Source organism: Mesorhizobium sp. M0698 (assembly GCF_040320455.1).
Taxonomy (GTDB): domain Bacteria; phylum Pseudomonadota; class Alphaproteobacteria; order Rhizobiales; family Rhizobiaceae; genus Mesorhizobium.
Window position 1 is genome coordinate 1 of sequence record NZ_JAMYPQ010000033.1, and the last position, 25,166, is coordinate 25,166.

Annotated in this window: 25 protein-coding genes and 1 pseudogene; 23 read left to right on the plus strand and 3 right to left on the minus strand. The window is 60.9% G+C overall.

Annotated elements, in window-relative coordinates; translation table 11 throughout:
* The 13 genes from thiC to NKI16_RS31485 all read left to right on the plus strand — a co-directional run.
* Positions 1 to 932, plus strand: a 932-nt coding sequence (thiC, locus tag NKI16_RS31425) for a phosphomethylpyrimidine synthase ThiC (protein WP_352924446.1), incomplete at its 5' end; no start/stop codon positions are given.
* Positions 929 to 1,930 (plus strand): glycine oxidase ThiO, encoded by a 1,002-nt coding sequence (gene thiO / locus NKI16_RS31430; protein WP_023679204.1) that lies wholly within the window; start codon positions 929 to 931, stop codon positions 1,928 to 1,930. The genes thiC and thiO, both read left to right, overlap by 4 nt.
* Entirely contained in the window at positions 1,899 to 2,096 is a 198-nt protein-coding gene (thiS, locus tag NKI16_RS31435; protein WP_023679205.1) for a sulfur carrier protein ThiS, read from the plus strand. The genes thiO and thiS overlap by 32 nt, the downstream gene beginning before the upstream one ends.
* Before the next feature lies 1 nt (position 2,097).
* Positions 2,098 to 2,871: a thiazole synthase gene (locus NKI16_RS31440; protein WP_023679206.1), complete on the plus strand. Its 774-nt coding sequence runs from the start codon at positions 2,098 to 2,100 to the stop codon at positions 2,869 to 2,871.
* Positions 2,868 to 3,473: a thiamine phosphate synthase gene (locus tag NKI16_RS31445; protein WP_023679207.1), complete on the plus strand. Its 606-nt coding sequence runs from the start codon at positions 2,868 to 2,870 to the stop codon at positions 3,471 to 3,473. The genes NKI16_RS31440 and NKI16_RS31445 overlap by 4 nt, the downstream gene beginning before the upstream one ends.
* Positions 3,464 to 4,237 carry a hydroxymethylpyrimidine/phosphomethylpyrimidine kinase gene (locus NKI16_RS31450; RefSeq protein ID WP_023679208.1) on the plus strand — a complete coding sequence of 258 codons (774 nt, stop codon included), beginning with the start codon at positions 3,464 to 3,466 and terminating at the stop codon, positions 4,235 to 4,237. Before NKI16_RS31445 ends, NKI16_RS31450 begins: the two co-directional genes overlap by 10 nt.
* Positions 4,238 to 4,648: 411 nt before the next feature.
* Positions 4,649 to 5,374, plus strand: coding sequence for a GntR family transcriptional regulator (locus NKI16_RS31455; protein WP_023679209.1), 726 nt, complete (start codon positions 4,649 to 4,651; stop codon positions 5,372 to 5,374).
* Between the two features lie 27 nt (positions 5,375 to 5,401).
* On the plus strand, positions 5,402 to 6,436 hold the full coding sequence (locus NKI16_RS31460; protein WP_352644415.1) for an ADP-ribosylglycohydrolase family protein: 1,035 nt from the start codon (positions 5,402 to 5,404) through the stop codon (positions 6,434 to 6,436).
* Entirely contained in the window at positions 6,433 to 7,419 is a 987-nt protein-coding gene (locus NKI16_RS31465; RefSeq protein WP_023674321.1) for a PfkB family carbohydrate kinase, read from the plus strand. The genes NKI16_RS31460 and NKI16_RS31465 overlap by 4 nt, the downstream gene beginning before the upstream one ends.
* Positions 7,420 to 7,458: 39 nt before the next feature.
* Positions 7,459 to 8,520, plus strand: coding sequence for an ABC transporter substrate-binding protein (locus NKI16_RS31470; RefSeq protein ID WP_352905223.1), 1,062 nt, complete (start codon positions 7,459 to 7,461; stop codon positions 8,518 to 8,520).
* Between the two features lie 68 nt (positions 8,521 to 8,588).
* Entirely contained in the window at positions 8,589 to 9,458 is an 870-nt protein-coding gene (locus NKI16_RS31475; RefSeq protein ID WP_352905224.1) for an ABC transporter permease, read from the plus strand.
* Positions 9,458 to 10,246, plus strand: a complete 789-nt coding sequence (locus NKI16_RS31480; RefSeq protein ID WP_352905225.1) for an ABC transporter permease — start codon at positions 9,458 to 9,460, stop codon at positions 10,244 to 10,246. Before NKI16_RS31475 ends, NKI16_RS31480 begins: the two co-directional genes overlap by 1 nt.
* Entirely contained in the window at positions 10,246 to 11,313 is a 1,068-nt protein-coding gene (locus NKI16_RS31485) for an ABC transporter ATP-binding protein (protein ID WP_352905226.1), read from the plus strand. The genes NKI16_RS31480 and NKI16_RS31485 overlap by 1 nt, the downstream gene beginning before the upstream one ends.
* Before the next feature lie 1,149 nt (positions 11,314 to 12,462).
* Here NKI16_RS31485 and NKI16_RS31490 read toward each other — a convergent pair.
* Positions 12,463 to 12,984 (minus strand): hypothetical protein, encoded by a 522-nt coding sequence (locus tag NKI16_RS31490; protein ID WP_352635151.1) that lies wholly within the window; start codon positions 12,982 to 12,984, stop codon positions 12,463 to 12,465.
* Positions 12,985 to 13,375: 391 nt separating this feature from the next.
* Positions 13,376 to 14,410: a LacI family DNA-binding transcriptional regulator gene (locus NKI16_RS31495; protein WP_352905228.1), complete on the minus strand. Its 1,035-nt coding sequence runs from the start codon at positions 14,408 to 14,410 to the stop codon at positions 13,376 to 13,378.
* A gap of 195 nt (positions 14,411 to 14,605) precedes the next feature.
* Here NKI16_RS31495 and NKI16_RS31500 point away from each other — a divergent pair, with 195 nt between their 5' ends.
* From NKI16_RS31500 to NKI16_RS31545, 10 genes are all read left to right on the plus strand, one after another.
* Positions 14,606 to 15,649 carry a sterol desaturase family protein gene (locus NKI16_RS31500; protein ID WP_352635153.1) on the plus strand — a complete coding sequence of 348 codons (1,044 nt, stop codon included), beginning with the start codon at positions 14,606 to 14,608 and terminating at the stop codon, positions 15,647 to 15,649.
* Between the two features lie 102 nt (positions 15,650 to 15,751).
* Positions 15,752 to 16,717 (plus strand): sugar ABC transporter substrate-binding protein, encoded by a 966-nt coding sequence (locus NKI16_RS31505; RefSeq protein ID WP_031211128.1) that lies wholly within the window; start codon positions 15,752 to 15,754, stop codon positions 16,715 to 16,717.
* A 207-nt stretch (positions 16,718 to 16,924) separates the two neighbouring features.
* A complete protein-coding gene (locus tag NKI16_RS31510; RefSeq protein ID WP_352924449.1) occupies positions 16,925 to 17,860 on the plus strand; it encodes an ABC transporter permease in 936 nt (311 codons plus the stop codon).
* A 9-nt stretch (positions 17,861 to 17,869) separates the two neighbouring features.
* Entirely contained in the window at positions 17,870 to 18,892 is a 1,023-nt protein-coding gene (locus NKI16_RS31515) for an ABC transporter permease (RefSeq protein WP_023674309.1), read from the plus strand.
* A 52-nt stretch (positions 18,893 to 18,944) separates the two neighbouring features.
* Complete coding sequence (locus tag NKI16_RS31520) at positions 18,945 to 19,790, plus strand: ATP-binding cassette domain-containing protein (protein WP_352457196.1); 846 nt, start codon at positions 18,945 to 18,947, stop codon at positions 19,788 to 19,790.
* A 102-nt stretch (positions 19,791 to 19,892) separates the two neighbouring features.
* The gene (locus NKI16_RS31525; protein ID WP_352905229.1) at positions 19,893 to 20,897 is read left to right on the plus strand and encodes a Gfo/Idh/MocA family oxidoreductase; all 1,005 of its coding nucleotides are present in this window, start codon (positions 19,893 to 19,895) and stop codon (positions 20,895 to 20,897) included.
* The gene (locus NKI16_RS31530) at positions 20,894 to 21,853 is read left to right on the plus strand and encodes a sugar phosphate isomerase/epimerase family protein (RefSeq protein ID WP_352698350.1); all 960 of its coding nucleotides are present in this window, start codon (positions 20,894 to 20,896) and stop codon (positions 21,851 to 21,853) included. The genes NKI16_RS31525 and NKI16_RS31530 overlap by 4 nt, the downstream gene beginning before the upstream one ends.
* An 11-nt stretch (positions 21,854 to 21,864) precedes the next feature.
* On the plus strand, positions 21,865 to 22,173 hold the full coding sequence (locus NKI16_RS31535; RefSeq protein ID WP_023674304.1) for a MocE family 2Fe-2S type ferredoxin: 309 nt from the start codon (positions 21,865 to 21,867) through the stop codon (positions 22,171 to 22,173).
* A gap of 6 nt (positions 22,174 to 22,179) precedes the next feature.
* Entirely contained in the window at positions 22,180 to 22,959 is a 780-nt protein-coding gene (locus tag NKI16_RS31540) for a TIM barrel protein (protein ID WP_352905230.1), read from the plus strand.
* 145 nt (positions 22,960 to 23,104) lie between these two features.
* Complete coding sequence (locus NKI16_RS31545; RefSeq protein ID WP_352905231.1) at positions 23,105 to 23,929, plus strand: 3-methyl-2-oxobutanoate hydroxymethyltransferase; 825 nt, start codon at positions 23,105 to 23,107, stop codon at positions 23,927 to 23,929.
* Positions 23,930 to 24,680: 751 nt separating this feature from the next.
* Here NKI16_RS31545 and NKI16_RS31550 read toward each other — a convergent pair.
* Positions 24,681 to 24,881: pseudogene (locus NKI16_RS31550) on the minus strand (transposase); the annotation flags it as partial.
* Positions 24,882 to 25,166: the final 285 nt, after the last annotated feature.

Here is a 25,166-nt window from a genome sequence, read left to right on the forward strand (position 1 = left end):
ATTTCACCATCCATGCCGGCGTGCGGCTGCACTACATCCCGCTGACCGTTGACCGGGTCACGGGTATCGTCTCGCGCGGCGGCTCCATCATGGCCAAATGGTGCCTGCACCATCACCGGGAGAGCTTCCTCTACGAGCATTTCGCTGAAATCTGCGACATCTGCCGCGCCTATGATGTGTCCTTTTCGCTCGGCGACGGCCTTCGTCCCGGCTCGATTGCCGATGCCAACGACGCGGCGCAATTCGCCGAGCTGGAAACGCTCGGCGAGCTGACGCAGATCGCCTGGGCGAAAGATTGCCAGGTGATGATCGAGGGGCCCGGCCACGTGCCGATGCACAAGATCAAGGCGAACATGGACAAGCAGCTCGCCGTCTGTGGCGAGGCGCCGTTCTATACGCTTGGACCGCTGACGACCGACATCGCGCCGGGCTACGACCACATCACTTCCGGCATCGGCGCGGCGATGATCGGCTGGTTCGGAACGGCCATGCTCTGCTACGTCACGCCCAAGGAGCATCTCGGCCTTCCCGACCGCGATGACGTCAAGACCGGCGTGATCACCTACAAGATCGCAGCGCACGCGGCCGACCTGGCGAAGGGCCACCCGGCGGCGAAAGTCAGGGATGACGCCCTTTCCCGCGCGCGCTTCGAGTTCCGCTGGGAGGACCAGTTCAACCTGTCGCTCGACCCCGAAACCGCACGGTCCTTCCACGACCAGACCTTGCCCAAGGAGGCGCACAAGCTGGCGCATTTCTGCTCGATGTGCGGACCGAAATTCTGCTCGATGCGCATCTCTCACGACATCCGCGCCGAGGCACAGAAAGAGGGCATGGCGGCGATGGCGGCGAAATACCGCGAGGGCGGCGATCTCTACGTGCCAGCGGACGAGACCGGCGCACCGCTCACGCCTCAGCCAGGTAAGCCATCATGAAGGTGCTGATAAAGGGGGCCGGCGTCGCCGGCCTCACCGCCGCCTTCGAACTCGCCGCCCGCGGCGCGACGGTCACTGTCGCCGAGATCCGGCATGGCCTTGGAGGCAATGCGTCGTGGTTCGCCGGCGGCATGCTGGCGCCATGGTGCGAGCGTGAAAGCGCCGAGCAGCCGGTGCTGGACCTTGGACGTGACGCCGCCGACTGGTGGGATGCGGTGCTGCCGGGTCAGGTGACACGAGGCGGAACACTTGTCGTGGCCCCCCCGCGTGATGCCGGCGAGCTCGACCGCTTCGCCAGCCGCACGTCGGGCCATCGGCGTGTCGATGAAGACGAAATTGCGCTCCTGGAACCCGACCTCGCCGGCCGCTTCCGGCGCGGACTGCTCTTCCCAGATGAGGCTCATCTCGACCCGCGCCAGGCGATGGCAGCACTTCATGACAAGCTCGCAGCCATGGGTGTCAAATTCCACTTCGGCACCGACGCCCGGCATGTTTCCGGTTTCGATCGTCAGATCGACTGCCCGGGGATGGCCGCCGTCGATGACAGGCTTCGCGGCGTTCGCGGCGAAATGCTGATCCTAAACACGCCAGACTTCTCGCTGTCGCGCCCCGTCAGGATGCTGCATCCGCGCTTTCCACTCTATGCAGTGCCGCGCACCGACCACCGTTTCATGATTGGTGCGACGATGATTGAAAGCCAGTCCGCCAGACCGGTCACGGCGCGTTCGATGATGGAGCTTCTGGGTGCTGCGTATGCCCTCCATCCGGCCTTTGGCGAGGCCGAGATCGTTGAAGCCGGCGTCGGCGTCCGTCCAGCCTTTCCCGACAATCTGCCGCGCGTCGAAATGAGCGGAGACACCGTCGCGATCAACGGGCTCTATCGCCATGGCTTTCTTCTCGCCTCCGCCATGGCGCGCCTGGCGGGCGAAATTGTCTTCAATCACGACAAACCCGTGGAGCTTGCTCATGAAACTGATGGTCAACGGCAAAGTGCATGAGGTTGCCGCCACCACGCTGGCCGAGCTGCTTGCCGCGCTTGACTATGAGGGCGATTGGCTCGCGACCGCCGTCAACAACGACCTCGTGCACAAAGCCAGCCGGGCGGAATTCCAATTGAACGACGGCGACCGGATCGAAATCCTCTCGCCCATGCAGGGAGGCTAGCATGTTCGATCTTCTCGGGACGACGCTTCCCTCCCGCCTGCTTCTCGGCACGGCTCAATATCCTTCGCCGGCCATCCTTGCCGATGCAGTCAGGGCATCGGGCACCTCGGTGGTGACCGTCTCGTTGCGCCGTGAAATGGCAGGCGGCAGGGCTGGCGAAAAATTCTGGTCGTTGATCCGCTCGCTTGGTGTCAGAATCCTGCCCAACACTGCTGGCTGCCACTCCGTCAAGGAAGCGGTCACGACCGCACAAATGGCGCGCGAAGTCTTCGGCACGCCCTGGATCAAGCTCGAAGTGATCGGCAATCACGACACGCTGCAGCCGGACGTGTTCGGTCTGCTCGAAGCCGCCCGCATCCTGTGCGAGGACGGTTTTGCGGTGTTCCCGTATACTACCGACGACCTTGTCGTCGCCGAGCGGCTGCTTGCGGCGGGCTGCAAGGTCTTGATGCCCTGGTGCGCACCGATCGGTTCCGCCCTCGGGCCGGTCAACATCATGGCGCTGCGCTCGATGCGCGGACATTTCCCTGATGTCCCGCTGATCGTGGATGCTGGTCTCGGACGGCCATCGCACGCGGCAACAGTCATGGAGTTCGGCTTTGATGCCGTGCTCCTGAACACAGCGGTCGCCAAGGCGGCCGATCCGGTCGGCATGGCGTGTGCGTTCGGCAAGGCGGTCGAGGCCGGTCGAGAAGCTTTCAGCTCGGGGATGCTCGAACCCCGCGACGTCGCGGTGCCATCGACACCAACATTCGGCAGGGCGGTTTTCTCATGAAGCTCGATCCCTTCTACCTGATCGTCGACAGCGCCGCCTGGATCGAACGGCTGGTGCCACTTGGCGTCAAGCTGGTTCAGTTGCGCATCAAGGATAGGGACGAGACCACGCTGCGGACGGAAATCCGCCGCGCGAACGACGTCTGCGCGGTCCATGGTTGCCAACTGATCGTCAACGACTATTGGCGGCTCGCCATTGAGGAAGGCTGCGACTTCGTCCATCTCGGCCAAGAGGATTTGGCCGCGGCCGACCTGCTGGCGATTAAGTACGCCGGATTGAAGCTCGGGCTCAGCACGCACGATCATCTCGAACTGGAAACGGCGATCGCTGCCGAGCCCGACTATATCGCGCTCGGCCCCATCTATCCCACCATCCTGAAGCAGATGAAATGGGCGCCGCAAGGGCTCGAGCGGATGAGCGAGTGGAAGTATCGGGTGGCGCCGATCCCATTGGTCTCCATCGGCGGCCTCAACCCCGACCGGCTCGACGGTGTCTTCGAGGCTGGTGCGGACAGCGCGGCGGTGGTCACCGACATCACGTTGAATGCCGATCCCGAAGCGCGCACGCGAGAATGGATCGAAAAGACAAAGCCATGGCGCTGAGGCGAGAACCGCATGTGCTCGTGGTCGGCGGATCAGACTCCAGCGGTGGGGCTGGAATTGCACGTGATATCGAGACGATCTCTTCCATTGGCGTGCGCACCTGCCTGGCTGTCACAGCGCTGACGGTGCAGACGCACGAAGCCGTGATGGAAATCCATCCTTCGCAGCCCGATCTTGTGGCCGATCAGATGTGCGCCGCGCTGCAGGCCAACAAGGTGGCGGCAATTAAGATCGGCATGCTCGCAACGGCTGAGATCGTCGTTGCCATTGCCGGCGTGCTGCGCGAAAATCCGCAGGTGCCGGCAGTGCTCGATCCGGTGCTGGCCTCGAGCTCCGGCCGGGGGCTTCTGGAAGCAGGTGCCATCGCTGCCATGAGGCGCGATCTGATGCCGCTTTGCTGCCTTGTGACCCCCAATCTCCTCGAGCTGGCGCTCCTTGTTGGTGCGGAACCGCCAGCCGACGAGAGCGACGCGGTGAGACTGGGACGGAAGTTGCTGGCAGCCGGCGTGCCGGGCCTGCTGATCAAAGGGGGCCACGCATCAGGACCTCGATCAACCGATATTCTGTTGCGTTCGGATCAAGAACCAATCCGCTTCGACGCACCTCGTCTTGTCGCATCAATGCGCGGGACGGGTTGCATGCTGGCTAGCGCGATTGCGGCGCATCTGGCGAAGGCGAAGCCGCTCGAAGACAGTGTGCGCGAAGGCAAGCGGCTTGTCTTGGCCATGTTTAAGAAGAATGCAGCAGACCGACGAAACTTGTAAGATTTTCCAACTCTCGAAAGACACGCCTGCCTCTCGCGGGTCCGGGCTGGTAATTTCCCTTCGTAATTCACCTCACTCGACAGGAGTAGTTTGACGGCCTCGCCAGGCGGCGACCGCGAGATCAACGATGGCGAGGCGGCCGTCGTGCGCCGTATCTAGTGCGTTGTGTGGCATCCTTTCCCCACATCCGACTGCGATCCTGGAATTCACCTTGGTCGCGAGCTCCTGCTAAACGACGCCCCTCGACGGGAGCGGTCGATCCCGCGTCTCGGCTGCGGCGGCGCTAGGCTGACGCTCCTTATGCCGTCCTGTTGAACCGGACTCGGGATCACGAACTGCTCCATGCGGCACTCGTTGACAAGCCTGCCGTGATATGAACAGGATTATACAGGCTCACTGAACAGGTACCATATGAAGCGGCGCTCGGTTCAACTGTCTCCCGGCACGGGCAAACCCGAACAGATCGCCACCGTTCTCGAACATGAAATCCGCTCCGGTGTTCTCGGCTTCGGCGACCGGCTGCAAAGCGAGAACAAGCTCGTCCAGCGTTTCTCCGTCAGCCGCAACACCGTCCGCAAAGGCCTCGAGGAACTGTCCAACCGCGGGCTGATCACCACCAAAGTCGGCATCGGCTCTTTCGTCACCTTCGATGGCAAGCCCGTTGATGACTCCATCGGTTGGTCGCGGGCGCTCGCCAACGCCGGCGCCAACGCCGAGACGCGGACGCTGCGGCTCGAGGTGATCGAGGACCCCGGTCTTGCCGCACTGCTTGGTATAGAAAACCCGTTTTTCATCGCTGTCGACCGGGTGCGCACCAATGCCAGCGACGGCCACGCCATCTCCATCGAGCGCAGCCGCCTGCCATTATCGCCGGAACTGGAGGATGTGCCGTTGCGCGGCCTGCGCGAAGGCTCGCTGCACCAGACGCTGCGCGGCGCGGGCCTCATTCCCGACCATGGCGAGGAATGGGTCGGCATCGAAATGCTCAACGCCGAGGACTCTGCAATCCTCGGTTGCCCGCAAGGCACGCCGTTCCTTCGCGGTCGCCGGTTGACCCGCGCCGCCGATGACCGGCCGATCGAATATGTGACCAGCCTGCTCAACCCGGCGCATTTTGCGCTGCATATGAGGTTCTGAGTGATGCCGGACGACAACACCGGGAATATGACTGATCGGGCCATGGGGGCGCTTGTCGGCGGGGCACTGGGGGATGCGCTGGGCATGCCGACGCAGCTTTTGTCGCCGGCCCGGATTGCCGAACTCTACGCCCATGTAGAGGGCTTCATTGCTCCTTTCGCCGACCATCCGGTGTCGAAGGGGCTTCCCGCTGGAACGATCACCGACGACACCGAACAGGCGCTTCTGCTTGGCCGTATCCTGGTCGAATCCGGTAACCGCTTCGATCATACGCGGTGGGTCAACGCGCTGCTCGACTGGGAGCGCGACGTCAAAGCGCGCGGCAGCTACGATCTGCTGGGACCATCGACCAAACGCGCCATCGACGCCATCAACAATGGCGTGCCGGCCGAGGAAGCGGGGCGCAGCGGCGACACAAATGGTGCGGCCATGCGCATTGCGCCGGTCGGCATCATGATGCCGCCAGAGCCGCTGGACGCGCTGGTCGCCAAAGTTGCCGAGACCTGCCGGGCCACGCACAACACCTCGATTGCCATTGCGGCCGCAGCCGCCGTTGCGGCGGCCGTCAGCCGCGGCGTCGCCGGCGGCGACTGGCGCGCCGCTTCCGACAGCGCCATCGCCGCGGCGAGGGGCGGAGCAACGCTCGGCCATTGGGTGACCGGCGGTGACATTGCCGCGCGCATTGGGTGGGCGCAGGAGCTTGTGCGCGGCAAGGCGACGAAGGACGCGATCCGGCTGATCACCGATCTGGTCGGCACCGGCGTCGCCAGTCAGGAGTCCATTCCGGCTGCATTCGCGGTGCTGGAAATCGCCGGCGGTGATCCCTGGCAAGCGGCGGTGATTAGTGCCAATCTCGGTGGCGACACCGATACGATCGGCGCCATCGCGACCGGCATGGCCGGCGCCTGCACCGGCTTTTCCCGATTGCCTCAGAACCGCATTGCTGACCTCAAGGGCATCGACATAGCGGCGGTTGGCGCGCTCACCGCCGACCTTGTTGCGGCCCGTATATCCAAGCGCCGTGCGGACAGGACCGGTCCCGGCAAGGATGCGGCGGCATGAGTGGGCGTCTCGTCCATGTCGGCAGCACGGTGGTCGACTATGTCTATCGCATCGACGCCTTGCCGGCGCCGGGTACGGAGAAGACGGCGTCGAGCTACACGCAAGTCGCCGGCGGCGGCTTCAACATGATGGCCGCGGCCAGCCGCACCGGCATGAAGGTGGTGTTCGGCGGCCAGCTCGGCAGCGGACCCAATGGCGACTTCCTGCGCACGGCCTTAGCCAGTGAGGGGATCGAGACACTGACGCCGCCATCGCCCGTCATGGACAGCGGCAATTGCGTCGCCATGATCAGCAGCGATGCCGAGCGCACCTTCGTCTCGTGGCCTGGTGCGGAGAGCTTGCTCAGCCTTGACATGATGGCGCCCGTCTCGGTCGCACCGGGGGATTGGGTGTTCACCTCCGGCTATACGCTTAGCTATCCGGGAAGCCGAGACGCGCTTGTCGACTGGATCGAGGCACTTCCGGCCGACACACCGCTTGTCCTCGACCCGACACCTGTCGTCGTCGACATTCCCCGCCCTATCCTGTCGCGGATACTCGCCCGCACCAACTGGTTGAGCTGCAACACGACGGAAGCGGCCGCGATTGCCGGTCCGGGCGGCGTCGAGACACTCGCGTCACGGCTTCTTAGCGACCACTCCCCGAAGGCCGTCGGCGTCGTTATTCGCGCCGGAGCGAAAGGCTGCCACATACGGCTGGCCGATGGCTCGGCGCAAACGAGTGCCGGCTTCAAGGTCGACGCCATCGACACCAATGGCGCCGGCGACACCCATATCGGCGCTTTCGTGAGTGCGCTGGCGCGCGGCGTGCCGCCTTTTGAAGCAGCGCGCTACGCCAATGCGGCGGCGGCCATTTCCGTCACCCGCCACGGTGGTTCATCAGCGCCGACCGACCACGAGATCCAGACATTCCTAAGCCATGCCGGCGGTCCGCCGATCGGCCTCCATGGCCGGAAGCAAGAGGCCAAACGCCCGACAGCCTGACAAAGCCCGGGAAGCGGGCAAACACAGAGAGGAACGAACATGCGCATGCCCGACTTGACTGCCCTGCTGACGGCGACCGCCGTCTTCACCTCCGCACTCGCATTTGCCGCCAAGGCCGACGAGGTGCACGTACTCAACTGGAAGGGCTACGGCGCCGACGAGCCGTGGGCCATCGAAGCCTTCGAGAAGGCGACCGGCAACAAGGTCGTCAACGATTTTTTCAATTCCGAACAGGAGATGCTGACCAAGCTCAGGACCAATCCCGGCCTTTACGATGTCGTTATGATCAACGCCGCCTTCAACGACCAGGCGATGGCGGAAAAGCTGATCCAGCCGATCGACACGTCCAAGCTGCCGAACTTTCCCGACATCAGCAAGGACAAGGCCGGATCGCCGATGCTCGTCCATGACGGCAAGGTCTATGGCGTGCCGTGGGTCTGGGGGCTGACGGCGCTCGCCATCAATGAAAAATCCTTCGATAAGCCGCCGACGAGCATCGCCGAAATGTGGGATCCCGCCCACAAGGGCCGCGTTACCATCCGTGACGATGCCGTCGAGGCCGTGCAGTTCGGCGCCATCGCTACCGGCCAGAACATCAACGACGTCAAGGACATGGAGGCGGTCAAGGCGAAGCTGACCTCGCTGATGCCGCAGATCAAGACGTTCTGGAGCTCGGAGAACGACTGGAACCAGATGGTTGCCTCCAACCAGATCGACATCGGCACCTATTGGAGCGGCTCGGCCGACCGCGCCAAGACGCATTTCAAGCTGCCGGTCTCGCTGGTCATTCCCCAGGAGGGTGCCGTCGCCTGGCTTGACGCCTTTTCCATTCCGGTTGGTTCCAAGAACGTCGCCGGGGCGCAAGCCTTCATCAACTACATGATCGACCCGAAGTTCTATGTCGAATGGGTCACCAAGGTCGGAGCCCCGGTATCCGCCAACACCAAGGCTGTAGAAGCACTTCCCGGGGATGCGTTCAACCGCAAGGTGATGGGTGACCCGGCAGTCGCCAAGCGCATTCAGTTCCAGGCGCCGATCACAGACGCCCAGCGCGAAACCTATCTGTCGCTCTGGCAGCAGCTCAAGGTCGACGTGAAGTAACAGCAGAAGCCGGGATCAGCCGACCAAACATGTCGGCTGATGCTTCCCCATCCTGGGAGGAGGATGTCATGGCAGCACAGGTTGCGGCCGCGTCGCGCAGCGGATTGAGATCGGCCTTGCCGCTGCTGGCGCCTGCCTATCTCTGGCTGACGGTTGCGATCTTCCTGCCGCTCTCAGCCATGGTCTTCTTCTCCTTCATGACCGACCTGCCGCTGTCGGGAAAGCCGTGGGCATTCACGCTTGAAAACTATGCCGCCTTCTTTTCACAAAGCCTTTATCTGACATTGCTTTTGGCCTCGCTGCGCCTCGGCCTCGAGGTGACGCTGTGGTGCATCGTCATCGGTTATCCCGCCGCTTATGTGCTGGCCAAGGTGCTGAAAGGCCGCAGCCGAGAGGCGATTTTCCTGCTCGTCATCCTGCCGTTCTGGTCGAACGGGCTGGTGCGCATCTTCTCCTGGGCGATGGTGCTGCGTGAAGGAGGCATTCTCGACACCGCGCTCAACGCCGTGCTGCCGTTCAAGATCAACATCGACCTGATGTATTCTTATCCGGCCGTCATCATCGGGCTGGTGCACTCCTACGTGCCTTACATGGTGCTGACCTGCTACTTGACCCTGCAGGCCATCGATGACTCGCTGATCGAGGCCGGGCGCTCGCTCGGCGCCTCGCGGGTGCAGGTGCTGAAGCGGGTCATCATTCCGCTGTCGATGCCGGGGCTAGTGGCGGGCGCAGCGCTCATCTTCGTCCCGGTCGTTGGCTCGTTCATGGAGCCGCGCATCCTTGGCGGCCGTATCGGCACCTTTTACGGCACTGTCATCGAGGACCAGTTCGTCGCCGTGTTCAACTGGCCGCTGGGTGCTGCGCTCTCCTTCATCCTGCTGGCCGTCGTGCTGGTCATCCTGGCGGTTGCCTCGCCGGTGCTGAGGAGGGCTACGTGATGGCGACGACACGGGTCCTCGAATGGCTCGGCCGCCTCTACATCTGGCTATTGCTTGCCTTCCTCTATCTGCCCATCATCATCATGGCTCTAATGTCTTTCAACGTTTCGCCCTTCTACCAGCTGCCGTTCGAATGGACGACGGAATGGTATGCTTCGCTGTGGCAGAACGACCAGCTCATCTCAGCAACCTGGAACAGCCTCGAGATCGCTGTCATCACCACCATCATCTGCGTGGTGCTTGGCTCGGCCGCGTCACTGGCGCTCTACCGTTATGAGTTTCGCGGCAAGAAATTCCTGCAGGCGCTGCTGTTTCCGCCAATCGCCATTCCGTGGCTGATAACCGGCACGGCGATGCTGATCTTCTTCTTCGGCGTCGGCATTGGGCGCGGCCTGTTCGCCATCCTGCTCGGGCACGTCGCGCTTGCACTGCCCTATGTCATCGTCGTGGTGTCGGCGCGACTGCAGACCTTCGCGCCCGAGTTGGAAGAGGCGGCGCGCTCGCTCGGCGCCAATCAATGGCAAGTGACGAACCGCGTCACGCTGCCCTGGATCATGCCGGGCGTCATCGCCGGAGGGCTGTTCGCCTTCGCCGTGTCCTTCGACCAGTTCGTCGTATCCTACTTCCTGTCGACGCCCGGTCAGACGACGCTGCCGGTCGAAATCTACGCCGCGATCCGCAAGGGATTCACACCAGAGATCAATGCAGTCTCGACAATCATCATTGTCGTGTCGATGGCACTGATGCTGCTGACGGCGCGCTCCTTCAAATTCGGCGGAGAGAAGTAATGGCTGGCGTCCAAGTAGCGAACGTGTCGCGCGCTTTCGGTGCCCATAAAGCGCTGGACGATGTGTCTATCGATTTCGCCGATGGCGGCTTCTATGCCCTGCTCGGGCCGTCAGGCAGCGGCAAGACCACGCTGCTGCGACAAATCGCGGGCTTCGACTTTCCCGATTCCGGCCGCATCACCATAGGTGGTGAGAGCGTCGAACGGGTGCCAGTCGAAAAACGGCGCATCGGCATGGTGTTCCAGAACTACGCCCTGTTTCCCAACATGAGCGTTGCCGGCAATGTCGCCTTTGGCCTGTCGGTGCGCGGCGAGCCCAAGGCGGTGATTGCCAGCGAGGTACAGCGCGCACTCGACCTCGTGCAACTCGGCAGGCTCGGCGGCCGCCGGCCGCACCAGCTGTCCGGCGGCCAGCGCCAACGGGTTGCGCTCGCTCGCGCGATCGTCATCCGGCCGCGCGTGCTGTTGCTTGACGAGCCACTCGGCGCGCTGGACAAGGCGCTGCGCGTCGACATGCAGATCGAGCTCAAGCGCATCCAGCGCGAGATCGGCATCACCACCATCTTCGTCACCCACGACCAGGAAGAAGCGCTGACGATGAGCGACCGCATCGGCATTCTGCGCGATGGCAAGCTGGTGCAGGAAGGCTCGCCCGAGGAGATCTACGATCGGCCGAAGAGCGAGTTTGCCGCCACTTTCCTGGGCGACGCCAACATCCTTCGCGGCGACAGCACGGGCAACGGCATCCGACTGCCGGACGGCACAGCGATTGCCGCTGGCGCGGGTGCCAAGCTTGCCGCTGGCGCCAAGGCAAGCTGCGCCGTGCGGCCCGAACGCCTCCGCATCTTCATTGATGCCGAGGCTCCGGATGCGGCCAACACGAATGTGCTGCGAGGGCAAGTGTCCAAACGCATCTTCGCCGGAAATAGCAGCACTTACTTTGTCGAGCGTGCCGGCCAGACGCTCAAGGTGATTGTGCAGAACACCGGCGCTGGCAGGCTGGCGGAAGGTCAGGACGTCGTGCTGAGCTGGTCGCCAGAAAGCACGGTCTTGATCGCGGCGGGTTAGATTGACAATCAGCGTCGATTTTGTCGTCGGCGTGGCCGCGGTGGCCTATCCGGGCAAGGGTGGCGGATTTACCAAGACGCTGCTTCGCGGCCGCACCTCTCGCGTCGTGGTGACCATGGGCATGCCTTCCTTCTTTACCGGCTCTGGTTCCTCGGCCACGGCATTGCCGGCATGGGGCGCAGCATCTTCGGCGCATTCATGCACGGCTCGACCTCAGCGCGGCAGATCGACGGCGAGGCCGATGGGCCGTCCGAGCCCTCTATGGCGTTATAGGTCTTGGCACCGTCGGCCCCCTAGCGGAGCATGACGGAAAAGGCTGAAACGCCCCCCTTTTCGCCGCAGCTCAGCCGCTTTCCATCGAAGGGCTTTCAACGTGGTAGGCGCGTGAGCCCGTTCCTAGTCCGAAATGATTACTTGCGCTGTAGCTAATGTAATTACAATCTTATCAAGCCGGAAGCCGCATCGACCGGCCAAGCGCGAGTACCGTCTCCGCCACTGTCTCAAGACAGCCGACGACATTTTTTGCGGTGCGCTCTAAGGGGGAAATGCAATGAGATTGACGATTATTTGTGCAGCAATTGTGATTGCCGGATCCACCGCCACCGTTGCGCACGAGAAGAAGATGGTGGTCAGAACAGAAGTCACGTCAGCCTGCCCCGACTTGTCAGGCACGGTCAAGAAAAAGAGGGGAACAGATTTGGATTGCCGTTCAACCGGAACTGTCTCCAGCGCGGTCCCGAAAGACAAATCGGAGCCGCGCCTAGGCTATGAAACGGTTAGTCCCGGATCATATCAATCTTTTAGCTCACAACCGGCTACGAAGGCGAGCGCCGGCATGATGCGCTGCCCCTCCCCGTGCGATTGTTCCTTCGATCGGCGACAGCAACGAACGAGCTGTGAAGCGGTACTGCCCCAAGCGGATGTTGTATCACCGTCTTGGTCTGTCGGATGACGAGATGAGGCCGGCGCCAGCTAGGAACCTGCGAACTGCGATGCGAACATCCTGCTGCCGTCCAACCAGAAGATGTCCGCCAGTGTCGTAGACGACCAGTTTGGGCCTTGAACGGCCCTCCACTCCGGTAACAACAGGCAACTGCAATATGGAACAGTCGCCTGGCCCTCTGCATAGCCCTTCAGATGCGTCTTTGATTATTGCTTGAGGAACGCGCCCGTGTAGGTCTGGCCGGCAAGCGTAACGGTTCCGGCCAGGGCCCCGTCGGGCCGCATGACAAAACTGACGTCCGCGCCATTCGGTAAGCGCTCAAGCTTCAACGTGCTCCCTACAATTCTTCCAGCGCCGGCGGCCTCTCCCGGATAGTTGTCGCCCAGATTTCCCCACGCATAGGTGACCGTCACCTTTCCATTGGAAGAAATCGTCTGAACGGCAAGTTTGGCGTCATACATCCCGTCCAATTGTCCGGCCCATAGACCCGAAAAAGCAGCATACTTTGTTGGAACGCCCTTGCCAGGGGGAGTGACCGCCACGGATTGATCTAAGATCGCTGAGCCGGAAGGAACAGCGCCAGGATCCAAGGCAGGTTGTGAAGGAATACTATCAGGTTCTAACGCAGGTTCGAGAGTGGCGGGTTGCGGCGTTTCAGGAGCCGATTGGCACGCGGCTAAAGCAAGCGCCGCGAAGCCAAGCATTGCGTTGCACATGCGGTGTGCCATCTTCTGGTGCCCCGGGCCATCTTTGAGTCTAGCGCGGGCCGACCTTATCACGCGTTTTCACAACCTGTGTCTAGGCAAGGTATGTCGTACGACGGCGGCTCGTCGAAAAGGAGCCTTTGGTGCCGTTCAGATCACAAAGTTGATGGCTGACGCTGACCGCTAGCTGACGATGCTTTGCCAACGTTGGCGATCTGACAGTTGCTGGGCCTATCATTCTTTACCGCGACCTCGGCGGCGAAGCATTGCGGTCGACCGCTTGACGGATCGATACGGTCGGGGTCGGGATGCGCATTTGCGCGTTCACTGCTGGAAGCGCGAATTGGCAGTCTGAAGCTTGCACCGGTTGAGCTATCCCGAGGGATCTCCTGATTCATCCGCCGAGATATTTGTCTCAAATATTCTCCGGCGTGACTATTTCGAAAGGTATGGACCGCTGAAGCGTAGCGAACGGTGCTTGTGGTCCCATGACATCAATCATTGTCTGCACAAGAAGTGCAGAGATCGCCTCCAGCGGATGACAAAGGGCTGCGGTGATCAACCCTTCAGATAATCCCTTTCGGGTCTCGGGGCCAATGTCACGGCAAACCAACTTGATCCCCGACCGCCTTTCGGAAGGAACCTCCCTCAGTGCGCGAAGTACACCGGTTATTCCGCCGCCGACGATCAGAATTCCCACAAGATCGTCAGTCGCCTTCAGCAACTCGGCCACCATTCGGTAAGCCTCGCTCGATTCCTCGTGGGTGGGGCGACTTTCCTCCACCGTGAGCCTTGGAGCGTGCTCGCGCAAGTAGGAGCGAAAGCTAGCGTCTGCGACGTCTTGGCATTGATACCGATGATTCCCTATGAAAACCGCAATGCGACCAGGACCATGGGTCGTTTGGGTAATCAGGAAGGCTGCAGTGCGCCCCAGTTTCCAGTTGTCGGTGCCCACATACGCCGCCCGTTCCGGCGCTGATTGGTCCGTAATGTAAGAAACGACTGGTTTCCCCATCTCCTTCAATGAACGGATGGCCTGACCAATGATCGGGTGATCTGCGGCGACCACCGCGACGGCATCGCATGCGTCGCCGAGCGCGATGAGGCGGCTCGAGATAGTCTCTGGCGTCAGCAGATCCACAAAGTCGACGACAGGTTCAATCACCTCGTCCCGACGATCGCGACAGGCGGCGACGATTTTCTTCCCGAACAGCTGGTAGAGGTCGCGGGTGGACTGCTGGAGCAGGAAACCTAATCGGTACTGGGGCGATAGCTGACGGGCCCGGTTATCAATCGCTCCGATAGCGTAAAACCCTATTTCTTCCGCCGCGCTTTGGACGCGTTGAACGGTTTTCGGGCGTACGGAAACGGTCCCACTCAGAATTCTGTTTACAGTCGCTGTAGATACGCCTGCCGCGGTAGCGAGATCGCGAATTGTCGGCCGTTTCATGAATGTTAACCCTCTTTTGTATCATCATGATTGAAGCTAAATGATACAAATGTCATTTTGATATTATTTTCGACTTCTACAAATATCAACCCTCCGATATAAAACGTGCCGAGCTAGGGCTCAATTTGATGATGAGCCCCGGGGCGACTGGACCCGCAAGCACACGACTGATCCGGGCAAGGAGGTGCTGTTACGATGGATGACCTTCAGTATGGAACACGCGACAAACGCGGCAATTGGGCACCGCACCGCCGTGCAGAGCCGGCGCCGTTGTGGCATCGTCCGTTCAATGCAAAAAAGGTGGTTGCCTGGATTCCCGATTTTTTTTGGCCATGGAACGCTTTCCACATCGCCACAGCGATCCTTTGGGTCAACCTGCTCATCCCGAGCTGGCAGAGCCTCGCAAGCTTGTCGCTACTCAACTATTTCTGGCTATACGGTCTGAACGCCGCCGGCATTTTCCTGTTTTATGGTTTCTTCGAGCTGCGCTACTACGTTCATCGCCGGCAGGGGACGCGCTTCAAATACAATGCGAAATTTCCGTCTGATGTGCCGTCCGACGTTTTCTGGTTCCAGCGCCAGAACCTAGACAATTTCCTGCGGTCTTTCTTTGTGACCATCCCGCTGTGGACCGTGGTCGAGATCATGATGCTGTGGGTCTATGCCAACAGCTGGGCGGCCTGGCTGCCCTGGACAACCAATTGGCTCTACTTGTCCTTCCTGGTGTTGATCGGACCGTTTGTGCACGAGGTTTATTTCTTTCTGCTGCATCGCGCGATCCATTGGCCACCCCTTTATAAATGGGTGCATTCGGTCCACCACAACTCGATCAACCCGAGCCCGTGGTCGTCTCTGTCCATGCATCCGGTCGAGGGTTTCCTGTACCATGCCGAGGCTTGGCTGCACTTATTGATCCCATCCAACCCGGTCTGTGCCTATTTCACGCTGCACGGCGCCGGTTTCGGCGCAGTCAACGGCCATCTTGGCTTCGAGACATTCGAACTCACCGACAAGATGAATCTCGATAGCCATTCCTACGTGCATTACCTGCACCATAAGTACTTCGAGGTGAACTACGGCGGTGATGGCCTCGTGCCCCTCGATAAGCTGTTCGGTACTTGGCACGACGGTAGCAAGGAAGCCGACGACGCGATGAAGACGCGCTTCCTCAAAAAGAAGGAAAGGCGGCGCGCCAAGCAGGAAGCCCGCGGCGCGGCCTCTGACATGCCGGCAGAGTGACGGAACGACACCGTCCCGCATGTGCCTGAGAGGAGCGGGCGGGCGGGACAGTAGAACTTAATTTCAACACCCGCGAGGCGGGTGAAACCTGGGAGGACGACTGTGACGTTATTCAAGACACTCGTGTCGGCAACGGTGCTGACAGCATTTAGCACTGGCGCGACGCTTGCCGCCAACATCTTCGTCATCGGCGGCAAGCCGGACGACCCGTTCTGGTCAATCGTCAAACGCGGCGCCGAAGACGCGGGCAAGGTGGTCGAAGCCCAGGGTGGCAAGGTCACCTGGCTCGGGCCCCAGAACTACGACAATCTGGGCGTGGACGCCGCCGAACTGATCCGCCAGGCAATCGACCAGAAGGCCGACGCCATTGTCGGTCCAGACTGGGTGCCGGAAGCGATGGACCCTGCGTTCAAGGCAGTCGTGGATGCTGGCATTCCCCTAGTGATTTACAATGCCGGCGGGTTGAAAGCGGCCGATCGCCTCGGCGCCATGAACTATGTTGGCTCTGACGACTACAAAGGCGGCGTCGCCGGCGGCGAGTATCTCGCCAAGGCCGGCAGCAAGAAAGGCGTCTGCATTAACACCCTCCCGGGTGCGGCCAATATCGAGGCTTACTGTGGTGGCTTCAAAGAAGGGATGAAGAATGGCGGCGGCGAAGCCGACGTCCTGCCCTTGCCCGCCACGTCCTTCGGCTCGGCTACAGCTGTGGCCCAGGCGGTAAAGGCCTATCTGCTGCAACATCAGGACGTGAACGCCGTGTTCACCATCGGCAACGTTGACGCCAACTCCGCCATGAACGGCATCACGCAGTCCGGGAAAGACGGCAAGGTTCAGCTCTGCGGCATAAACTTCGACGAGACCATCCTGAATAACGTGAAGGAGGGAAAACAGGCCTGCGCCATCGACCAGCAGGGATACCTGCAGGGCTACCTCGCCGTCGCGATTCTGAATGGCAAGGTGAACTACGGCCTGACCGTGCCGACCCGCGAAATTCTCACCGGCCCCGGCATAATCGACAAGAGCACTGTCGAGGCCACCATTGCGGGCGTGAAGGCTGGGACGCGCTAAGTCCTCAACCAAGGCCGCTCGCGAAGAAGCGAGCGGCCCTTCCATCCCTGTAATGTGGCGACCGCGTTCGGCCGCCCGCTTGCTAGCGGATCCATTATGACGGCGCATCCAGTGATATCTCCCGCAGCCCCAACGTCAGAGCCCGCTCGTCATGCACTGGCGCTCGGCCGTCTGGCGCGCCGGCCCGAGGCGGGCTCGTTCCTCGGCATGGCCGCAGTCTTCCTCTTCTTCGGACTTTTCGGTGGCAGTGGCTTTCTGTCAGCAGCCGGTACGGCCAGCTGGCTCAACGTCGCGGCTGAGATCGGCATTATCGCCCTTCCGATAGGATTGCTGATGATTGCCGGCGAACTGGACATATCGGTTGGCGCTATCATTCCCGCCGCCTCTCTGACCGCCGCCATCATCTCCGGCCACTATGGCCTACCAGATTGGCTCGGCATCTTGGCTGCGCTCGGGATGGGCCTCGCCGTCGGATTCATCAATGGCTTGTTTGTGACGCGAACCATCATCCCGTCCCTCATCATTACCATAGGGACCATGCTCGGCACGATGGGCCTCACGCTTGGCCTCACCGTCATGATCGCCGGCAGCACCGGTGTATCGTTGGTGCCGGACGCTCTCACCAAGGCGATCCTTGGCCAGTATCTCGGCGGCATGTTCCAAGTCACAATTCTCTGGTGGCTGGCCTTCATCGTCAGCGCATTCTGGATGCTGCACGTCTCGCCGGTTGGCAACTGGATCTATGCACTCGGCGGTGACAAGGTAAGCGCGCGCAACGTCGGTATTCCTACCAACCGGCTTACAATCGGCCTGTTCATGTTCAGCGGCTTTAGCGCCGCTTTCGTCGGGGTCAGCCAGGTGATGGTCTACCAAAGCGCGCAGGTTCTGGCAGGCGGGTCCTTCATCTTCAATTCCATTATGTGCGTGGTTATAGGGGGCGTGCTGCTTACCGGCGGCTTCGGCTCAATCGTCGGCATCGTGTTCGGCACGATCACCTTCTCAGTCGTCAACCAGGGAATCTACTTCACCGGTATCGATCCTAACATGGGAAGCATCATCATCGGCGCACTTTTGCTGATCGCGGTGCTCACCAACGACACCTTCCGGCAGCTGGCTCTCAGCTATTCGGCGAAGAAGGCGTGAGGGACAGCCATGACTGATGCAATCAAGGCTTTTCTGCGCCGCCCCGATGCGGGCTCGATCCTCAGCCTGGTCGGTGTCGTACTGTTCTTCGTCATTTTTGGCGGTGTCGACCTTCGGACCCTCGTCGGTGCGGCCAGCTGGGTCAACTTCGCCGCCAATCTCGGCATTGTCGCCATTCCTCTCGGCCTCCTGATGATCTCGGGTGAACTCGATATCTCCATCGGTGCGTTGATCCCAGCGGGCTCAATGACCACCGCCATCCTCACCGGCTATTACGGCATGCCCATGATGGTCGGCATCGTGGGCGCGCTCGCGGTTGGCGTGATGGTCGGCCTCGTCAACGGCCTGCTGACCGTCCGCACTTCCGTGCCCTCGCTTATCATTACGCTCGGCACGCTGGTCGCCATGCAGGGCGTGGTGCTCAGCGCCTCGGTGTTGTTGACCGGCAATGCCAGCGTGGCGGTCACCGCGCCAGGCTGGGCCAAATTTCTGTTCGGCCAACTGATCGGCGGCAGCCACCAGGTCATCATAGTCTGGTGGATAATTATCGCTGTGATCGTCGGCTTCGTCGTGCATCAGACTCGATACGGCAACTGGCTATTCGCCATGGGCGGCGACCGCATAAGCGCCCGCAATGCAGGCATTCCGACGGGCCGCATGACCATCGCGCTGTTCGTGCTGTCCGCCGTCAGCGCCACATTCGTCGGTATGTGCCAAGCCATCCAGTTCAATTCGGCCCAAGTCTCCGGCGGAATGAGCTTCATCTTCAATGCGATCGTGTCTGTGGTGGTGGGCGGCGTGCTTCTCACCGGCGGCTTCGGCTCGGTGATCGGCATCTTCGTCGGTACAGTCACGTTCGCCATTGTGAGTCAGGGAATCTATTTTACCCAGATTGACCGCAACTGGTCGAACTTGATCATCGGTGTGATGCTCCTGGTGGCTGTGCTGATGAACCAGTCCTTCCGCGAGTTAGCCCTGTCGTACAGACCCCGGAGGGGCGCGAAGCCCGCCGGAGGTGCCGCCAAGCACTGAGAGAAGTTTATGAAATTGAAGGCCAATCCCGCGAAAAAGGGCTGAACGCGTCATGAGCGACAAACCTGCCATTCTCGAACTGAAGAACATCAACAAGTCCTTCGGCGCGATCGACGTGCTGCACGACATTTCATTGGAAGTGCGCCAAGGTGAGGTGTTGTGCCTGTTGGGCGATAACGGTGCCGGCAAATCCACCCTGATCAAGACGCTAGCGGGCGTCTTCATGCCCACCAGCGGCCAAATCTTGATGGACGGCCAGCCGATTAGCTTCAACGGGCCAAGTGATGCGCAAGAGCGCGGCATTGCCACGGTGCACCAATTCGGGGGCACTTTCCCGCTAATGAGCATAGGCCGGTCTTTCTTCGTGGGATTGGAGCCAACGAAGGGCTGGGGCCCGTTCAAGTTCTACGACCGTAAGCGCGCCAACGAAATCGCGGTCAAAGCGGTGCAAGATTTCGGCATCACGCGCATCGACGATGGCGACCGGCTGGTCGGCGGCCTGTCGGGCGGCGAACGTCAGTCCCTGGCTATTGCACGCGCCGTTCATTTCGGGGCCCGCGTCCTCATCCTCGATGAGCCAACCGCGGCGCTCGGCGTCAAGCAGGCGGCACACGTGCTTCGCATCGTCAACGAAGCCAAGCGCCGCGGACTCGCGGTCATCTTCATTACCCACCAGGTGATGCACGCGATGGCTGTGGGCGACCATTTCGCCGTGCTCATCCGCGGTGCCATCGCCGCGGATTTCCGCAAGCACGAAAAGACACGAGAGGAGATCACCGACCTGATGGCCGGCGGCGAGACCATGGCCGACCTCGAAGCCGAGATCGAAAATTATATGGATGAGCACGAAGGCCATCCGCCGCCTCTGGAAGTAGTTGAGGAGCGAACGAGTCGATAGGCTTCCCTCAGCAAGCGCGGCATCCGCCGCCTCCACATCAACCGACGCCTTAGGATTGCCAGGGTCGGCGGCCGTTAACTCAGAAAAAAGGCAGAAGAATACATGACAACCCGCATTGCCGTGATTGGCGCCGGCCTAATGGGCGCAGACCATGCTAAAATAGTCGCCGAGGACCTCCCCGGCGCCACGCTCCAGCTGGTGTGCGACAGGGACGAGGCGCGTGCCCGAGCGGTCGCCAATGCCCTTGGCGCCTCCGACATCTCCACCAACCCCGAAGGCGTCATCGCACGGCACGACGTGGATGCGGTGATCATCGCGAGCCCCGATTTCACGCATGCGCCGTTGTCGCAGGCTTGTATCGCGGCCGGCAAACGCGTGCTGTGCGAAAAGCCTCTTTCTCCATCGTCCGCCCAATGTGTCGCAGTGATGGAGGCTGAACAGAAGGCGGGTGCGAAGTTCGTCCAGATCGGCTTCATGCGCCGCTACGACCGCTCCTACCAGGAAATGAAACGTGCTCTATCAGGTGGCCGGCTTGGACGGCCGCTGATGATGCACAATTTCCACCGCAACGTTGAAACGCCAGCGGCCGATTTCACCGGCGCCATGGCCATCACCAATTCCGCCCCGCACGAATTCGACGTGGTGCGCTACGTACTCGACACTGAATACGCTTCAATCTCGGCCTTCCAGCCGAAGCGCTCCGATGCACTTGTCGCGCCAGTCTTCATGGTGCTCCAGACAGTTGACGGCCAACTCGTCAACATCGAGATCAACAACAATGCCGCATATGGCTACGACGTGCGCGCCGAGCTTATTGGCGAGCAGGGTGCTGTGGCGATGAACAATGTCGCCTACACCCGCTTAGATTCGGCGCTCGCCCAGAGCACGGGCTACGATGCAGACTGGCGGACCCGCTACGCCGACGCCTACCGCAGGCAGAATCGCGACTTCCTTCGTTTCGTAACTACCGGCGAGTTCCCCGGCACCGCCGCCGATTGCTGGGACGGCTACTGCGCTGCCACCGTTGCCGAGGCGGGCGTGAAGGCGCTGAACGAAGGGCGCAACGTGTCCGTGCAAATGATCGAAAAGCCGGAGTTTTATGCATGAAATTGGGTTTCGTTTCCGACAGTCTAGGCGACCTTCCCTTCGAGACGATGCTGGACCATGCCAAGCGCATGGGCGTCGATGGCGTCGAGGTGAACACCTGCGGCTGGTCCACCGCACCGCATTTCCCGCTCTCGTCCCTACTGGGCGATAAGGAAGGCCAGAAGCGCTTCATCAATGCGTTTGAGGAGCGCGGGTTGGAAATCATCAGCCTCAATGCAAACGGCAATCCGCTGCATCCAACCGACCCAGCCCAGGGTCAGGGGTTGAAAGATACGATTCGCGTGGCCGGGGAAATGGGCATCCGGACCGTGTGCACCATGAGTGGCCTTCCTGGCGGCAAAGCTTCCGACGCCATGCCTAACTGGGTCGTCTCGTCGTGGCCCCCGGAAACGCAGACCATCCTGAAATATCAATGGGAAGAGAAGATAATCCCCTTCTGGACCGACATCGTGGCGCTGGCTCAGGAGAATGGCGTGGAGCGCATTGCGCTGGAACTCCACGGCAACCAGTGCGTCTACAACGTGCCCTCGCTCTTGAAATTGCGGCAGGCGGTCGGCCCGGTCGTAGGCGCCAACCTAGATCCCTCGCACCTCTTTTGGATGGGCGCTGATCCCCTGGCGGCGGCTCAGTCGTTGGGCGAGGCGGTCTACCACGTTCATGCCAAGGATACGATGCTGAACGGCCCGGTGCAGGCGACGACCTCTCTATTGGAAAACGGCAGCCTGATGAATATTCCGGCGCGATCCTGGAGCTACATCACGCTGGGCTTCGGCCACGGCGAGGAGTGGTGGCGGCAATTCTGCTATCGCCTGAAGATGGCTGGCTACGATGGTTGGCTCTCGATCGAGCATGAGGATGTCCTTTTGAACTCGCTCGACGGGCTCGAAAAGTCCGTTGCGCTACTCCAAGGCGTCATGCCGTCCGCCCCTGCCGACTTCAAACCGCAAGCCATCTGAAGGAAGACACCATGCCCTGGATCAACGCCTGTGCCGCCAACGAAATAGAAGCCGAAGAAGCCAAACGCTTCGATCATGGCGGCCGCACCTTCGCGATTTTCCGCAACGACGCGAATGAATACTACTGCACAGACGGGCTTTGCACGCACGAGAAGATTCACCTCGCTGACGGCCTCGTCATGGCCAATACGGTGGAATGCCCCAAGCACGCTTCCGTTTTCGACTTCACGACCGGCGAAGTAGAGACGCCACCGGCCTGCGAGAACCTCAAGACTTACAAGACGAAGGTCGAGAATGGCCGCGTCATGATCGAGGCTTGAGCCATCATGGGCCAACCCTTCCAGCTGGCCGCCTGCGCCGAGATGCTTTGGCTTGATCGCCCAATTGCTTGGCGCGTCGCGCGCTTGCATGAGATGGGTTTCGGCATCGGATTGTGGAATTGGCCGGACCATGACCTCGAGGAGCTCGAGAAGACGGGCGCGACTTTCACAATCATGAACGGCTATCTCGACGGAAGGCTCGCCGATGATGAGGGGGCCGACATTCTCTTAAAATCGGCGCTCGAGACCGCGAAGGTCGGAAAGCGCCTCGGAGTTGCTCGGTTGAACCTGCATGGCACCGGTCTCGGCGAGGGCGGCATTCCTATTGTAAAAACTGACGTCGAGACTGGCCCGATGTGGCTCAAGGCGCGGGACACGTTAAACCGCATCTGTGACATGGCCGAGGCCGAAGATGTAACCTTCACGCTCGAGAATCTGAACCGGCTTGACCACCCCGGCTGCCCATTCGGCTCGACGGCAGCAGTGCTGGCATTGGTGTCGTCGATCAACAGACCGCAATTGCGTATCAATCTCGACCTCTATCACACTCAAATCGGCGAGGGCGATATTGTGCGCTGGTGCGAGAAGTGCCTGCCGTTCATCGGCGAGGTGCAGGTGGCTGACAACCCGGGTCGTTGCGAGCCGGGAACGGGCGAGATGAACTGGCGGTACATCGCGAGAGCTCTATTCGACATGGGATACCGCGGGCCGGTGGGTTTGGAGGCGTTTGCCCAAAACGATCCGGAAGCGGCGTTGGACGCTTTTCGGCGGGCTTTTACGGTGTGAGCTATGCCGGGAACGGTCATCATAGGTGCGATGCGGGTTTGGGCGTTATGATCAAGCGCGGCAAGCTATCCGACTATGCTTTCCGATCCGAACACCGCTCGCAGACTCATTTTCAAGGTCGCCTGAACTGCAGCGGAGGCTGATTATGGGCATGTATCACAACCGTCCTCATGTCGAGGACATCCGAAAGATGAAGAAGAATGGACAGAAAATCTCCATGCTCTTCGTCAGCACGCCCGACGAGGCAGGTGCCGCTGCCGCAGCAGGCATTCATATACTTTCCATCGAGGGTCGATTTTTCGATTCGGATATGCGGCAGGCAGCGGGCGACTGTTTCGTACAGGTCGGCCTGCCATATGGCAGCTGGGGCAGCTTTGCTGGCCGCCCGCTGGCGACAGCAGAGGATTATCTGCGTGCAGCCTTCCACTTCGCTGGCATTGGTGGTGACGCCTTTTATTGTGCGGCGTCTTACGACATCCAGAAGGCACTTTGCGACAACTACATCCCTGTCGTTGGCCATATCGGCTTAATCCCGTCATACATCACCTGGACGGGCTGGCGCGCAGTCGGCAAGACCGCGGACGAAGCGATGCGCCTCTGGCGACACACCCAGAAACTTGCGGAGATCGGCGTCTTCGGAGCGGAACTGGAAGTCGTGCCCGATCGGGTCGCGAAATTCTTGGCTGAAAACTCATCGCTTGTCATGCTTGGCATGGGCGCTGGCAAGTATGCGGATGCGCAGTACCTCTTCACGGAAGATGTGTGTGGTTACGGCAAGAACCACACGCCGCGACACGGAAAGGTTTACCGACACCTTGGCCCTGAACTGCAGAAGATCCAGGACGAGCGCCTTGTCGCCTTCAGGGAATACAAGGCAGACGTCGATTCCGGTAGGTATCCCGGTGACGAGCATACTGTTCCGATTGGGGATGCCGAGTTCGACATGTTCATGCAAGCAGCCAAACAGTGAGAACCATGCGTGTGGGGCTATCTGATTCCTCACGAGCGGGCGGTAGACAAGTCGTATCTCGCGACAGTCCGGTGCCAACGCTCGCCGAACTCAAAATGCTGATTGCGAAAAAGGAGCTCGTACTTCCCACGAAGTTGGAAACTGTCGCCCGGGTGATGTTTGCGCAGCCGGACTACGTGGCTTTCGAGAATGCCGCCGCGATCGCGCGCCGATGCGGAGTGTCCCCGACAACCTTATCCCGCCTCGCACCGCGCCTCGGCTTTAGGTCCTTCAAGGAAATGCAGAATTGCTTCCGAAATTGTATCCTAAATCGAAAGAACCAAGCAAAACAAGCTGACACGCTTTCCAGCCCGTCATTGAGAGACGGCCAGACCGCGTCCGGTTAGCTTAGATCATCGAGAGCTGTGAATAGCAGGAGATGGAGCAACCTCGACCTGCAGCGTAGTCCTCGGCAATGTCCGCTTTTCGGCGATGGCGAAGTCCGCAGCAATGACTGACTTGGTGAAGCGTTTCTGGTGGCGTCAGGCGTACGAAAGTCTCTCATGCAGGAACCCGCGGGCCGCGGACGATTGCCTATGGGGATTTGTGCCTCGGGGGTGCCAGCGCTTGTCGCGAACCCCGCATTGGGCATGTCGTGGAAGCGGCTTCCGGGCCAGGTCGCAGAGCCTGTAGCGTTGCTTCCGACGGGATTGGTGTGCGTGACGACCGGCGCCACGGCAACGTGCACATAGCATCCTGTTGACCGGCGCTTCAGATGACGCAGGAAGGCCTGATGGTCGGCCAGGTGCGCCGCCGATCCGAAGAAGGCGAGCCGACCGGCGTCGTGCAGCGCGACCAGCCGGGTCAGGAACAGACGGCGGAACAAGTTGGCCAGTACTCTGACTGGAAGAACGAAGGCCGGCCGCGACGATATCCAGCGTGATCCGTCCGGCGCGATGCCGCCGCCCGGCATCCTGCTGCCTATGGGGTCCCAAGCCCGCATCAGCATGTCTTGCTGCATGCGCTGCGAAGCGGCGTGATCGGAGCATCGGTCGACAAGGTAGCCGTGGCAAGTTCCTCTCGTTGAAGGGAACTCCATGGTCAAATCGCAGGCTTTACCTGCTCAAGGCCTATGAATACGCGTCACCTCAGAACCAGGCGACCCTCCCGCGAAGCGGGTCGTCTAATCGCTCGACCGTCAAGGGGGTGAGTGCAAGGCCGTCGTCCTTTCTGTCGATTCTCGTTCGTCCGAATGCCG

Coding starts and splice junctions, on each gene's coding strand:
- thiO (WP_023679204.1), top strand. CDS start 929: ATGAAGGTGCTGATAAAGGGGGCCGGCGTCGCCGGCCTCACCGCCGCC.
- thiS (WP_023679205.1), top strand. CDS start 1,899: ATGAAACTGATGGTCAACGGCAAAGTGCATGAGGTTGCCGCCACCACG.
- NKI16_RS31440 (WP_023679206.1), top strand. CDS start 2,098: ATGTTCGATCTTCTCGGGACGACGCTTCCCTCCCGCCTGCTTCTCGGC.
- NKI16_RS31445 (WP_023679207.1), top strand. CDS start 2,868: ATGAAGCTCGATCCCTTCTACCTGATCGTCGACAGCGCCGCCTGGATC.
- NKI16_RS31450 (WP_023679208.1), top strand. CDS start 3,464: ATGGCGCTGAGGCGAGAACCGCATGTGCTCGTGGTCGGCGGATCAGAC.
- NKI16_RS31455 (WP_023679209.1), top strand. CDS start 4,649: ATGAAGCGGCGCTCGGTTCAACTGTCTCCCGGCACGGGCAAACCCGAA.
- NKI16_RS31460 (WP_352644415.1), top strand. CDS start 5,402: ATGACTGATCGGGCCATGGGGGCGCTTGTCGGCGGGGCACTGGGGGAT.
- NKI16_RS31465 (WP_023674321.1), top strand. CDS start 6,433: ATGAGTGGGCGTCTCGTCCATGTCGGCAGCACGGTGGTCGACTATGTC.
- NKI16_RS31470 (WP_352905223.1), top strand. CDS start 7,459: ATGCGCATGCCCGACTTGACTGCCCTGCTGACGGCGACCGCCGTCTTC.
- NKI16_RS31475 (WP_352905224.1), top strand. CDS start 8,589: ATGGCAGCACAGGTTGCGGCCGCGTCGCGCAGCGGATTGAGATCGGCC.
- NKI16_RS31480 (WP_352905225.1), top strand. CDS start 9,458: ATGGCGACGACACGGGTCCTCGAATGGCTCGGCCGCCTCTACATCTGG.
- NKI16_RS31485 (WP_352905226.1), top strand. CDS start 10,246: ATGGCTGGCGTCCAAGTAGCGAACGTGTCGCGCGCTTTCGGTGCCCAT.
- NKI16_RS31490 (WP_352635151.1), bottom strand. CDS start 12,984: ATGGCACACCGCATGTGCAACGCAATGCTTGGCTTCGCGGCGCTTGCT.
- NKI16_RS31495 (WP_352905228.1), bottom strand. CDS start 14,410: ATGAAACGGCCGACAATTCGCGATCTCGCTACCGCGGCAGGCGTATCT.
- NKI16_RS31500 (WP_352635153.1), top strand. CDS start 14,606: ATGGATGACCTTCAGTATGGAACACGCGACAAACGCGGCAATTGGGCA.
- NKI16_RS31510 (WP_352924449.1), top strand. CDS start 16,925: ATGGCCGCAGTCTTCCTCTTCTTCGGACTTTTCGGTGGCAGTGGCTTT.
- NKI16_RS31515 (WP_023674309.1), top strand. CDS start 17,870: ATGACTGATGCAATCAAGGCTTTTCTGCGCCGCCCCGATGCGGGCTCG.
- NKI16_RS31520 (WP_352457196.1), top strand. CDS start 18,945: ATGAGCGACAAACCTGCCATTCTCGAACTGAAGAACATCAACAAGTCC.
- NKI16_RS31525 (WP_352905229.1), top strand. CDS start 19,893: ATGACAACCCGCATTGCCGTGATTGGCGCCGGCCTAATGGGCGCAGAC.
- NKI16_RS31530 (WP_352698350.1), top strand. CDS start 20,894: ATGAAATTGGGTTTCGTTTCCGACAGTCTAGGCGACCTTCCCTTCGAG.
- NKI16_RS31535 (WP_023674304.1), top strand. CDS start 21,865: ATGCCCTGGATCAACGCCTGTGCCGCCAACGAAATAGAAGCCGAAGAA.
- NKI16_RS31540 (WP_352905230.1), top strand. CDS start 22,180: ATGGGCCAACCCTTCCAGCTGGCCGCCTGCGCCGAGATGCTTTGGCTT.
- NKI16_RS31545 (WP_352905231.1), top strand. CDS start 23,105: ATGGGCATGTATCACAACCGTCCTCATGTCGAGGACATCCGAAAGATG.